This window comes from Streptomyces sp. NPDC059255 (assembly GCF_042752355.1).
In the GTDB taxonomy this organism is placed as follows: domain Bacteria; phylum Actinomycetota; class Actinomycetes; order Streptomycetales; family Streptomycetaceae; genus Streptomyces.
The window spans coordinates 169847-182005 of sequence record NZ_JBHYZP010000012.1 but is presented as its reverse complement, the minus strand read 5'-3'; the positions used below and the strand labels follow the sequence as shown (position 1 = coordinate 182005).

Below are 12159 nucleotides of genomic sequence, written 5' to 3'. Positions count from 1 at the left end.
TTAATTATTTTCTTACAATTTGTTATGATTTATCCTCCTCCTCTGGTAGTCGTGGGTGGTCTTACTTGGGGGGGGGGGTCGCCCGCCCCCCCCCCCCCCCACCACTGTTTCTTGACATCAAGACCAGCAGATCAGGCCGTCCACCATGGATGCAGAACGTCCAGCGAAGGAGAGTTCGGGGTCGTTCTGGGTGCCGTGCAGGGCGTCTGCGAGGGCGTGCAGCAGCCATGCCATCGAAGGGGCGTACGGGCGTGGGTAGTCCGCTTCCGTGTACTTCAGTATCGGGTGGGCTGGGTGTCCTGCATCGATCAGGAACCCTTCGTGTCCTTCGTAGCATTCAGCGAAAGGGATCCATTCGGTTCGCCACCAATCGAGGTCTTCGTTTTGCCGGGCAATCTCCAGGTTCCTGGAATAGACTCGTTCGATCCGCGCACAGCTCATCAGTCCCTCACCTGTGGGGAAAAGCCCGTGCCAGTCGGGACCGTTCCAAAAGCGCAGGAGGTCCGCAAGAGGCCGAGGGGGTTTCAGGCCGATGGCTTGGCCGAGGCAGGTGATGTCTGCTTCTGAGGCCGGGGCGTTAAGTTGCGGTACTGCGATCGGAGTTTGTGATTGAATCCACCGCGTAATGCGCTCAACTGAGTGATCCAGTGACTCAATGGTGCTCATTGTGTCCTCTTGTTGTTGTCGGGCTTCTAAATATAGGGGCTGGCGGCGATCAAACGTAGCCTCGATCTTGCATGACGGTCCGTCGGTTTATCCGGCGGGCCGTTTCTCTGTTGCGGGTTGGTTGTGAGGATGGTGGTGGCCCGGCTGTCGCGTCGGGTGGGCGCCGGGTTCCACTGCTCCGGTGGGGTGTTGCTGTCCGCAGGGACTCGAAGAGGATGGTCAGCCAGGGTTCGGGAGGGCTTGGAGCCGGTCGGCCGCTGCGGACAGGGCGCCGCCTACAAGCCGCACACCGACGACATCCGTGATATTCGCCCGCCATCGCCCAGAAGCTCCAGGAGCTCGGCGCCGTCGTTACCGTCACCGACCCCCAGGCCCTGGACAACGCCCGCAAGACCCATCCCCGAACTCGACTACATCGACGACCCGATTGCCGCCGTCCAGGACGCCGACCTGCTGCTGCACCCCACCGAGTGGCCGCAGTTCGCCCACGTCGACCCGCACCGCCTCGCCGCCCGGGCCACGACCGCGAAGGTCATCGACGGCCGCGGAACCCTCAACGCCCACACCTGGCGCGAAGCCGGCTGGACAGTCCGAGCCCTCGGCCGTCCCTGCTACAAGGCATCGGAAACGGCGATGGCCACGAACTCACGCCCGTGGCCATCGCCGTTTCCGCCACGAAGGGACAAGAGCATGAGACGGACACCGTGTCCCTTGGATGAGACGACTGATGGTCAGCGCAGGTCGGAGCCTCGGAATGGGCCATTCCAAATGAGCACCTACAGCGGCTGGGTGCCGTGCCCGGCCCCAGCCGTTCGGTCTATCGCTGGCGCACCACGCCCTTGGCTTCGATGGCCTCGGCCTCCAGCTCGGAGATCCGCCGGTCGGTGAAGCGGGCGTTGTCCCGGGAGGCGGTGAGCCGTTCCTGAAGCGAACGCTTCTCGTAGTTCAGTTCCTGGACCTTCCGGGTGAGGGCCGCGTGTTCGGTCGTGATCCGGACGATGTCCTGTTCCTGCCAGGGCGTACTCAGATCCCGTACCTGTCCGAGGAGTTCACCGATGTGACGGCGCTGGGCCAGGATCTCGGTTTGGGCGCCTTTGAGGGCCTCCTCGGCGTTGAGCGCCCGTTCCTTCCAGGCCGCGTCGATAGTTGCCTGCGCGGCCTGGCGGTCCTCGACACGGCGCCCGCTCGCCTTGAGCACCGCGCGTTCGACCAGGGCGCCTGCCTCGGCGTTTTCGTAGAGGAAGGTCCGGGAGACACCTGCCTCGCGGGCGACCGCGGCCACGGTGATGGCGGCGCGCGTCTTGAGCATGCGGTCGAGTGTCTCGCCGATCTGCTTCACCTTCTCCTGGCTGCGTTCGTGCCGGGCTTGAAGGGCCCGGGCGGTGCGAGGCGCCGGCTGCGGTGAGTCGGTCATGCCGATGCCTCCCGGCCCGGAGCTGCCGCCGGGAGATCCTCGCCCGGAGATTCGAGCGCAGCGAGGTCGGAGGCGCGGAAGGCGGTGGACCATACCCGCTGGAAGTAGTCCTGCGGCCGGCGCAGGTCCAAGGAGAGTGCTTCCTCAAGCAGGCCGAGGCCCGCCAGAGCTCGTTCCAGGCCGTCGATGGCCTGCGCGATGGGCTCGAAGACCTGGTGCAGGTAGTCGGCGGTCGCGTTGTCGGGGGCGCGTTCGGCCAAGGAGCGCCACTGGTCCCGCTTGCGGCGCCAGTAGAGCAGGTCGGCCCCGGACATGACGAACCGGTCGCAGCCTTCGCAGTTCAGCTTCCAGGGGCAGGCGCCGCCGTCCACGACCGGTTGGTAGGTGCAGAACCCGCCCTCGGTCGGCGTACTGTGCCGCGACAGGTCCAGCGCCATGGCCTGCGCTTCCGCCCGGGTGAGGGGATCCGCGGTGGAAGGCGAGGTGAGTACCCGGCCGGGCACGGCGGAGCCGGGGCCGCCGACCCAGACCATCTGCAGCACGTCCTCGATCTCGGAGGCGGCGGCCTTCGCGTAGTGCTCGGCCATCCGCATCGAGACCTGTCCCATGTACTGCTTGATGTGGTGCATCCCGGCGCCGCTGCGCAGGAGTTTCGTGGCCAGGGTGTGGCGGGCCTGGTGAGGCACGCAGGAGCCGCTGATCTCCAGTTGCTGGACCCATGAGCGGAAGCAGCTCTGGAACCAGCCGTAGGAGATGGACCGGCGCAGGATGGCGTTGCGGTTGCCCGAGGGGAACAGGGCCAGTTCCTTGCGCTCCGCCGTGCTGGGCATACGGCCGTGGCGGTCCATGAAGGTCTGCAGGGTGAGCTTCTGCCGGCGCTGGATCACCTCGAAGATCCGCTCAGGGATGCGGATGGCCTCATCAAGGTTGCCGACCTTGGTCTGGTCGTGCCAGAGCAGGGGCAGACCGCCGTAACGGCCGATGCAGTCGAGGCGGAGCTTGACGACCTCGTTGGCACGCCGGCCGGTGAACACGAGGGTCTCCCAGATATCGCGCAGGCCACGGTGGTTGGGGTCGTACTCGGTAGTGAGCCGCGTAAGGTTGGCCTCCTCGGCCAGGGCCCGGGCGACCTCGTCGGTGAACGGGGCGCGGGAGCGTTCTGTGGCGCCGCCGCCTTTGGGCAGGGCGCAGATGAACTCCCGGGGCAAACCGATCTGGTCGGCGGCTCCGCTGTCGAGGGCCTCGCGGAGCATGTACCGGGCGTAGTTGAAGACCTCCCGGCGCGAGGTCTCCGAGCAGGTGCCGGGTTCCTGGGTGCGGTAGCGGTGCAGTCCCAGCGACGGCAGCCGGTCGCGGGCCCGGCGCCGCTGGTCGACGACGAAGGCGTTCATGTGCTCGGCGGTCAGCAGCCGGGGATCGTGGCCGCCGAGCGGGGCGGCGATCGCCAGGAAGGATCCGAGTTCGACCGCCGCGCGACGGGAGGAGTCGAAGGGCGAACCACTGCGGGCTCCCTGCGGAGAGCGCAGACGGGCGGCCAGGCTCTCCCAGAGGATGTTCCGCAGCCACCGCTGTGGGACGCGGCTCAGGTCCAGGTGACTGCCGCGGTCCCCGGACAACCGGATGCCGAAGTGGTCGGTCTCGATGAACCCGGACTCGCGGGTGTCCTCTGGCGTGAAATAGACCAGACGGAGATCGGCGCGGAACTCGAGCACGATCATGCGAGCGGTGCGGGAACACTCGGCGAGGTCGACGTCCGACATCGCCTGCCAGCCCCGCGCGCGGCACTGATTGACCAGCTCCTGCAGCCAGTGCACCGACCAGTAGGTGTGATCACGCCGATGGGAGCGCGCGAACATGCACCACTGGAACTCGGCGGTCAGCAGCGGCGACAGGCCGCGCAGACTCACCTGCCCCGGCCGATAGACCACCGGCATACGCTCGCACCAGGACCTGAAGGACACCTCGTCGTCATAGTGGACAGGGATCGGCACGCCGAGATCCGAACGGTGCTGCCACCGCTTGATGGCCACCTTGGCCAGGCCCGGCTCGCCCGCCGTCCGGTAGCGGTTGTGGTGGCTGTGGCAGATGCCCAGCGGGCTGTAGGCCCACAGGTGACAGACGGATACGGCGCATGGACCGAAGCCGCCGAGCGGCTTCTCCCGCGTGCACCAGACCTCGAAGTCCGGCGCCGTATCCGCTTCCTTCGTAGCGCGCATCCACCGCCGGTAGTGACGGTCGCACAACTCCACCCAGTCCAGCTTGGACGGCCGGTCGCGGCAGATCCGGCAGTCCGGCGGGTCAATGTTCCGCACCTTGCTGAGGCTGCGGGGGACGGCCGTCTGCTGGAAGCGGTAGCGGGTCAGCTCCGGTTCCGTCTTCACCCGGCACCGGTACTCCAGGAGGTGGCTGACGCACATGTCCTTGTTGCCGCCCCCGGCGGCCGGCCCCTGACAGCCGGACACATTGCACTTCCAGCCGAAGACGGGATGATCCTCGGGGAAGCGCACCAGTTCCTGGGTGAAGTAGGCGTCCACGGTGGGCCCGGCGAGCAGGGTGGCGAGGATCTCCAGCCGGTCTCGCGACCGGCGCCGATCCACAGGGGCAGCAACGGGGAGCAGCGCCGGCGTACTCATGCCTCACCCCAGGCCGTGCGCAGGGCCGCGTCGAAGACGGGGTCGTTGATGTCGACGTGGGCGTAGATCTCGTCCACGACCTCGACCGAGGCCCAGCCCCCGGCGTCCCGAGTGACCACGAGGTTGCCGTTCGAGGCGTCCAGCACCGAATTCGCGAAGGAATGACGGAACATATGGGGGCGAATTCGGCCCAGTGCGGCCCGGATACCGGCTCGCGCCACCATCTTGCGGGCGCCTTCCGCCGCCCAGGGCAGGCCGCGCCCCGGCCTGTGCTGCTGGACCAGCAGCATGCCGTGGGCGGCGTCGCGCGGGTACTCGCCCGTCATGTACTCGAAGTATGAGTGGATCATCGCGGGGCTGACGCGCTTGATCAGCCCGCCACGGATCACACCGTCCTCAAGGGCCCATGGGTGCTTGGTCTTCGCTCGCGCCCGGTTGTTCAGCCCGTCCCGGTGGCAGACGTGGACGTGCGGCCAGCGGCACTCGCCGCACCCCGCGTTCGCCCTCAGATGCAGATCGCTCAGGTGCAGGCCGCAGAGCTCACCGACCCGGAAGCCACCGTCGCTCAGCCAGTCCACGACCATGTGGTCGCGGACCGAGTTGACGACCTCCAGCAGATATCCGCGGGCGCCGTCCGGGAGCATCTTCGGGTGCCGGCGCCGGGTCCGCCTCGGCGCGAGCGGGTTCGTCGGCATCGTGCTGGCGACATGCCCGAGGAAGGCCCGCGACCGGTCGGCCTTCGTCGGCATCCGCCGCAGGTCCAGCTGCTGGCCCAAAGCCCGGTTGCAGCCGAGCCCCGCCTGGTGGATGTAGAAGCCCTTGAGACAGGCCGCGGCCCCCGACAGCGCGCTGTTGCCATACGGCCGCTTCCCGATCCGCCACGGCGACCCGAACGGAATCGACACCTTCGCGCCGACCGCCCCCATGTACCGCTCCAGGTCCTCGAACCGGACAGTCTCGATGGACAACCCCTCCATCTCCAGCCAGCGCAGGTGATCCACGAGAAGATAGGCGTACGTGCGGTCCGTCCCCCGCCCCTCGTACTGAACCAGGTACCGGTCCGCGGGCTGATGGAGCGGCCCGCCGGGTTGAACGATCGTGTACGACAGCCTTCCGTCGCGGTGATGGATCTCCTGCACCCGCATCTGCCCGAGCAGCAACTTGCGTGCCATGTGCCCTCCGTGCCGACCAACAGCGACATGACGAACACCACGACGCCGGTCGGCAAACGAGAGCGGGGTGCCCGTGGTCACCGCCACCACGAACATCACGGACATCGTTAGATACGGCCGGAAAGCTGCAGGGCAAGGATGTCCGGGTTGATTTCCCGGATGGCGGTGACTCGGGCGGTCCAGGAACTGGTGCCCCGGGTGGCGGGGGTGAGCTTGTAGGCGTTGAAATTCGCCAGACGTTTCGTGAGCATGTTTCCCCCTTGACCTGCGAGCTTGTCGTGTGAGCGACCGAGGCAGGTCCGGTCGTTGGTCGGATATGTCGCAGTGGCGCCGTTTCCTTATGTGATCAGGCGTATCGGTCCCGGAGCGCTTCGCTCGTCGACGCGTTCGGTTCGCTCGGGTGCGAGAACGGGGTGTAGTGGGCGGGCGGGTGCTCAATGGGTAGGCCGGGGCGCCATGCGGTCAGAACTTGGGCGCTGGGAATGAACAGTCCGTCGGGGAGCTGATCAAGCTGGTACCACCGCCAGTTGCCGATCGGCTCGTTGTCCTGGTCGGTGGGCTCACCGTCCCAGGCGGTGACCACCGCAGCCACCGTGACGCGGACAATAGGGCCAACCCGGTCGACGATCGTGCCCAGGAGGATCACGTCCTCCTCGCGGACGGCGCAGCCGGTCTCCTCGGCGACTTCCCGGACAACGGCGTGCTGGAGTGACTCACCCGGTTCGATGGACCCACCCGGCAGTTCGCGCGTCATTCTGTGGTGGAGACCGAGGAGCAGGCCCCGCGGGCCGTAGAGGATGGCCCCGATCCCGACAACTCCGTGCGGCTCAGGCGGACTGCCGCCTCGCTGACGGCTGGTTACCCGGGAACGGCGGCGCACCTGGAAGAGAGTGCAGGCAACGGGATTGTCGTCCTCGGGGGCTGCCAGAGTTTCCATGTGGTCGACAACGAGGCCGTGTTCGACGAACAGGTCTTCCCAAAGGGACGGCGTGAGCACCCACATGCGGGACGGTGAGCCGGCCACCGCCGGCCAGCGGCAGGATCTCGGGCCGTGAGACGACCGTCGTTGAGGGCCCGAGACCCTCGGAGTTGGTGTGGAGGACGGACAGGACGAGGCGTCCTCCGGGCCGCAGGGCGGCGCCGAGGGCGGGCAGAAGACGGCGAGGGTCGATGTAAGCGACGCCGTGGATGGAGTAGATGACGTCGTAAGGCTCGGCTTGCCGGAGATGCTCGACAGCGTCGGACAGGAAGAGGTTCAGGCCAGGCTGACGTCCGTACCGTTCGGTGGCGCGCTGGTGCTGAGAGGGCGAGGCGTCGACGGCGTCGACCAGCGCTCCGGGATGAGTTTCTGGCGTATCGCGTACGCCTCGGCGTGGGTGCGTAGCTCCTGTCCCACACGCAGCCCGGTGAAGCCTGGGAGAACGCCACCACCGGCTGCCTGACGGTACGTCGGCGGTCAACACCGAGGTGTCGTCGCTGCCGTTCCAGCGAGGCTCTCAACTTGCGGCTGGACGGAAAAGCTGCGCGCCCCAGTACCTCGCAACGGAGCCGAGCGGTGCTGCACAACGCGCTCGAATATGCGGTGGAGAAGGGTTACCTAGCGGAGAACCCCATCGACAGGATCGGCTGGCGTGCTCCACGCCTTACCCGGCAGGTAGACCCGAGGGTAGTCGTCAGTCCGGATCAGGCCCGTGAACTTCTGACGGCGGTCACTTACGTCGGAACCTGGGAGCACCAGCGGGGGCGCCTGCTGATGCCGTTCTTCGCCGCGCTGTACTTTGCGGCGCTGAGGCCGGAAGAGGCTGTGGAGCTGAGACTTCAGGACTGCACCCTTCCGCAGAAGGGGCCCGGCCTGCTGACGCTGAGCGAGGTCAGCACCCGTGCGGGTTCGGCCTGGACGGACGACGGGCGTAAGCACGAGATACGGGGGTGGAAGCACCGGGCCCGGGACGAAGTACGGCCGGTGCCGATCTCTCCGGAACTTGTACGGATTCTGCGTGCGTATGTGGACGAGTTCGGCGTTGCCACAGACGGACGGCTCTTCCGCAGCCCGAACGTCGGGCGGCTGGATTCCACCCGCTACCTCGGCGTCTGGCACGAGGCAAGGCAGCTTGCCTTCCCGCCCCACTTGGCGGCATCACCGCTTGCACAGCGACCGTACGGCCTGCGTCACGCCGCGGTGTCGCTGTGGCTGAACTCCGGAGTGCCCGCGGCCGAGGTGGCGGAGATGGCAGGCCACAGCGTGGCCGTCCTGATGGACACCTACTACAAGCGCAACCATGGGCAGCGGCAGGCGATGGCTCAGCGCATCATGGGAGCTCTTGGCGAAGACCCCGGAGCACTCTGAGGTTGAGTGGACTGGACCACTCAATCTCGGCGGCACACTATTGGCACAATCTCTGTGGGGCGGAGCGGAGGGCAGGAGGACGTGGTGGGATGATCGCCCCCCGGGTTTCAGGGCTTAGGTCTTTTGTAAAGGGCCGTGTGCAGGCCGGTGGCGCCGTGCGTGACCGGCCCACGGCGCACTGCGTGGGTATTGGTATCGGCGCAGGTCAGCCGTTCAGTCTGCGGAACAGCCCCTCCTGCACCACCGACACGAGCAGCCTGCCCTCGCGGTCGTAGATCCGGCCCCGCGCCAGGCCCCGGCCGCCCGTCGCGATCGGGGACTCCTGGTCGTACAGGAACCACTCGTCCGCGCGGAACGGCCGGTGGAACCACATGGCGTGGTCCAGCGACGCCATGTCGAAGCCCCGCGGGCCCCACAGCGGCTCGACCGGGATGCGGACCGCGTCCAGGAGGGTCATGTCGCTCGCGTACGTCAGCGCGCACGTGTGCACCAGGGGGTCGTCGCCGAGCGGTCCGACCGCGCGCATCCACACCGCGCTGCGCGCGTCCGCGCCGCTGATCTCCTCCTTCGTCCAGCGCAGCCGGTCCACGTACCGGATGTCGAACGGCTGGCGCCTGGCCATCCGCTCCAGCGGTTCGGGCAGCTCGCCCAGATGCTCGCGGACCTCCTCGGCGACCGTGGGCAGCGACTCGGGGTCGGGGAAGTCGAGCCGGGGCGGCAGCTGGTGCTCGAAGCCGCCCTGCTCCGGGTGGTGGAAGGAGGCCGTCAGGTTGAAGATCGTCCGGCCCTGCTGGACTGCGGTGACCCGGCGGGCGGTGAACGACCGCCCGTCCTTGATCCGCTCGACCTGGTAGACGATCGGGACACCGGGGCGCCCCGGCCGCAGGAAGTAGGCGTGCAGCGAGTTGACCGGCTGGTCGCCGTCGGTGGTGCGGCCGGCCGCGACCAGCGCCTGGCCCGCCACCTGCCCTCCGAAGACCCGCTGCAGGGACTCCTCGGGGCTGCGCCCGCGGAAGATGTCGACCTCGATCCGCTCCAGGTCGAGCAGGCCGACCAGCCGCTCGGCGGGGTTCGTCATGGTGCCGTGTGCTCCCGTTCTCGGTTCACGCTCGTTCTTCGGTGCTGTACCACGCCGTACAGCCATAGGTGCGTCGGACGCACGTCAGAGGTACGTCAGAGCTGGCCCACGGACGTGACGCGCACGACCGCGAGCCCCTCCTCGTCGGAGGCCGCGAGGTCGACCTCGGCGCCGATGCCCCAGTCGTGGTCGCCCTTCGGGTCGGCGAAGGTCTGCCGCACCCGCCACAGCCCGTGCTCCGGGTCCTCCTCGATGGCCAGCAGCTTGGGCCCGCGGGCGTCCGGCCCGGTGCCCAGGTCCTCGTACTCGTCCCAGTACGCGTCCATCGCCTCACCCCAGCGGTCCGCGTCCCAGCCCGACTCGCCGTCCAGCTCGCCCAGTTCGTACACCTTGTCCAGCGCGGCCAGTTCGACCCTGCGGAACATCGCGTTGCGTACGAGGACCCGGAAGGCGCGCGCGTTGGCCGTCACCGGCCTGACCTGGTCGGCCTTCTCCTGCGCCTGCTCGGCCGTCTCCACCTCGGGGTTGGCCAGCTGCTCCCACTCGTCCAGCAGACTGGAGTCGACCTGCCGGACCATCTCGCCCAGCCAGGCGGTCAGATCCTCCAGGTCCTCCGACTTGAGGTCGTCCGGGATGGTGTGCTCCAGCGCCTTGTACGCGCCCGCGAGATAGCGCAGCACGATGCCCTCGGTGCGTGCCAACTCGTAGTGGGACGTGAACTCCGTGAAGGACAGCGCCCGTTCGTACATGTCCCGGATCACGGACTTCGGCGAGACCGGATGGTCACCGACCCACGGATGGCTGGTGCGGTACGTGTTGTACGCGTGGACGAGCAGCTCCTCCAGCGGCTTGGGGTACGTGACCTCCTGCAGCCGCTCCATCCGCTCCTCGTACTCGACACCGTCCGCCTTCATCGCGCCGATCGCCTCGCCGCGCGCCTTGTTCTGCTGGGCCGCGAGGATCTGCCGCGGATCGTCCAGCGTCGACTCGACGACGGAGACCATGTCCAGTGCGTACGAAGGCGATTCGGGGTCCAGCAGTTCGAACGAGGCCAGCGCGAACGTCGACAGCGGCTGGTTGAGCGCGAAGTCCTGCTGGAGATCGACGGTCAGCCGGACGATCCGGCCCTCCGCGTCCGGGGTCTCCAGCCGCTCCACCACCCCGCCGTCCAGCAGCGAACGGTAGATCGCGATGGCCCGCCGGATGTGCCGGAGCTGCTGCCTGCGCGGCTCGTGGTTGTCCTCCAGCAGCCGGCGCATCGCCTCGAACGCGTTGCCCGGCCGGGCGATGACCGACAGCAGCATCGTATGGGTGACCCGGAACCGCGAGGTCAGCGGCTCGGGATCGGAACCGATCAGCTTGTCGAAGGTCGTCTCCGACCAGGCGACGAAGCCCTCCGGCGCCTTCTTGCGCACCACCTTGCGGCGCTTCTTGGGGTCGTCGCCCGCCTTGTTCAGCGCCTTCTCGTTCTCCACGACGTGCTCGGGCGCCTGCGCGACGACGAAGCCCGCCGTGTCGAACCCGGCCCGCCCCGCGCGCCCCGCGATCTGGTGGAACTCCCGGGCGCGCAGGGTGCGGACGCGCGTGCCGTCGTACTTGGTGAGCGCGGTGAACAGCACCGTACGGATGGGGACGTTGACGCCGACGCCCAGCGTGTCCGTACCGCAGATCACCTTGAGCAGCCCCGCCTGGGCCAGCTTCTCCACCAGACGGCGGTACTTGGGCAGCATGCCCGCGTGATGCACGCCGATGCCGTGCCGTACGTAACGGGAGAGGTTGCGGCCGAACTTGGTGGTGAAGCGGAAGTTGCCGATCAGCTCGGCGATCCTGTCCTTCTCCTCGCGCGTGCACATGTTGATGCTCATCAGCGACTGCGCCCGCTCGACGGCCGCCGCCTGCGTGAAGTGCACGATGTAGACCGGCGCCTGCCGGGTCTCCAGCAGCTCGGTCAGCGTCTCGGTGATCGGGGTGAGGCGGTACTCGTAACTGAGCGGCACCGGCCGGGTCGCGGACCGTACGACGGAGGTCGGCCGGCCCGTGCGCCGTGTCAGGTCCTCCTCGAAGCGCGAGACGTCCCCGAGCGTCGCGGACATCAGGACGAACTGGGCCTGCGGCAGCTCCAGGATGGGGATCTGCCAGGCCCAGCCGCGGTCCGGTTCGGCGTAGAAGTGGAACTCGTCCATCACGACCTGGCCGATGTCCGCGTACTTCCCGTCGCGCAGCGCGATCGACGCCAGCACCTCGGCCGTACAGCAGATCACCGGGGCGTCGGCGTTGACGGAGGCGTCGCCGGTCAGCATGCCGACGTTCTCCGTACCGAAGAGCTTGCACAGGTCGAAGAACTTCTCCGAGACCAGTGCCTTGATCGGCGCGGTGTAGAAGGTGACCTTGTCCTGCGCCAGCGCCGTGAAGTGCGCACCCGCCGCGACCAGGCTCTTTCCGGAGCCGGTGGGGGTGGAAAGGATCACGTTGGCGCCGGAGACCACCTCGATCAGGGCCTCCTCCTGAGCCGGATAGAGCGTGATGCCCTGGCCCTCGGCCCAGAAGGAGAAAGCCTCGAAGAGGGCATCGGGGTCGGCGTCCGGCGGCAGGCGATCGATAAGGGTCACGTCCCCATCTTGCCTTCCTTCCGGCCGGATGAGGGAACCGGACAGCGGGCAGAAGATCAAGAGCGATACGCTGCCGTGTCAACTGGGCATCAGGACAACTGGCTTCAGGCCCCGGCTCGAAGCCCCTGAGTCCCATGACACACGGCTCACGCGCAGGGCTTGACGCGCACGGTTCATGTGCACGGCTTGACGCGTACGGCTCACAGGCACGGCTTCACCGGACAGGGCTTCCGCACAGGG

Annotated in this window: 10 protein-coding genes; 1 reads left to right on the top strand and 9 read right to left on the bottom strand. The window is 67.8% G+C overall.

From position 1 onward, the window contains the following. Positions 1-117: 117 nt before the first annotated feature. The 7 genes from ACFXKG_RS17105 to ACFXKG_RS17075 form a co-directional block, all read right to left on the bottom strand. Entirely contained in the window at positions 118-666 is a 549-nt protein-coding gene (locus ACFXKG_RS17105; protein ID WP_384838848.1) for an SMI1/KNR4 family protein, read from the bottom strand. Between the two features lie 817 nt (positions 667-1483). Continuing rightward, positions 1484-2080 (bottom strand): DUF6262 family protein, encoded by a 597-nt coding sequence (locus ACFXKG_RS17100; protein ID WP_384838845.1) that lies wholly within the window; start codon positions 2078-2080, stop codon positions 1484-1486. Beyond that, positions 2077-4713: a tyrosine-type recombinase/integrase gene (locus ACFXKG_RS17095; protein WP_384838842.1), complete on the bottom strand. Its 2637-nt coding sequence runs from the start codon at positions 4711-4713 to the stop codon at positions 2077-2079. Before ACFXKG_RS17095 ends, ACFXKG_RS17100 begins: the two co-directional genes overlap by 4 nt. Then, a complete protein-coding gene (locus tag ACFXKG_RS17090) occupies positions 4710-5885 on the bottom strand; it encodes a tyrosine-type recombinase/integrase (RefSeq protein ID WP_384838839.1) in 1176 nt (391 codons plus the stop codon). Before ACFXKG_RS17090 ends, ACFXKG_RS17095 begins: the two co-directional genes overlap by 4 nt. Before the next feature lie 107 nt (positions 5886-5992). Continuing rightward, positions 5993-6136 carry a hypothetical protein gene (locus ACFXKG_RS17085; RefSeq protein ID WP_384838836.1) on the bottom strand — a complete coding sequence of 48 codons (144 nt, stop codon included), beginning with the start codon at positions 6134-6136 and terminating at the stop codon, positions 5993-5995. Between the two features lie 95 nt (positions 6137-6231). Further along, positions 6232-6822 (bottom strand): NUDIX hydrolase, encoded by a 591-nt coding sequence (locus ACFXKG_RS17080; RefSeq protein WP_384838866.1) that lies wholly within the window; start codon positions 6820-6822, stop codon positions 6232-6234. Next, positions 6713-7348, bottom strand: a complete 636-nt coding sequence (locus ACFXKG_RS17075) for a class I SAM-dependent methyltransferase (RefSeq protein ID WP_384838833.1) — start codon at positions 7346-7348, stop codon at positions 6713-6715. The genes ACFXKG_RS17080 and ACFXKG_RS17075 overlap by 110 nt, the downstream gene beginning before the upstream one ends. A 92-nt stretch (positions 7349-7440) precedes the next feature. Between ACFXKG_RS17075 and ACFXKG_RS17070 the strand changes: the two genes are divergently transcribed. Further along, positions 7441-8232 (top strand): tyrosine-type recombinase/integrase, encoded by a 792-nt coding sequence (locus ACFXKG_RS17070; RefSeq protein WP_384838830.1) that lies wholly within the window; start codon positions 7441-7443, stop codon positions 8230-8232. Between the two features lie 205 nt (positions 8233-8437). On the opposite strand, the gene ACFXKG_RS17065 is transcribed toward ACFXKG_RS17070, so the two are convergent. Both ACFXKG_RS17065 and ACFXKG_RS17060 read right to left on the bottom strand, forming a co-directional pair. Beyond that, the gene (locus ACFXKG_RS17065; RefSeq protein ID WP_365819254.1) at positions 8438-9310 is read right to left on the bottom strand and encodes an acyl-CoA thioesterase II; all 873 of its coding nucleotides are present in this window, start codon (positions 9308-9310) and stop codon (positions 8438-8440) included. 95 nt (positions 9311-9405) lie between these two features. Then, a complete protein-coding gene (locus tag ACFXKG_RS17060; RefSeq protein WP_384838826.1) occupies positions 9406-11979 on the bottom strand; it encodes a DEAD/DEAH box helicase in 2574 nt (857 codons plus the stop codon). Between the last annotated feature and the right edge of the window lie 180 nt (positions 11980-12159).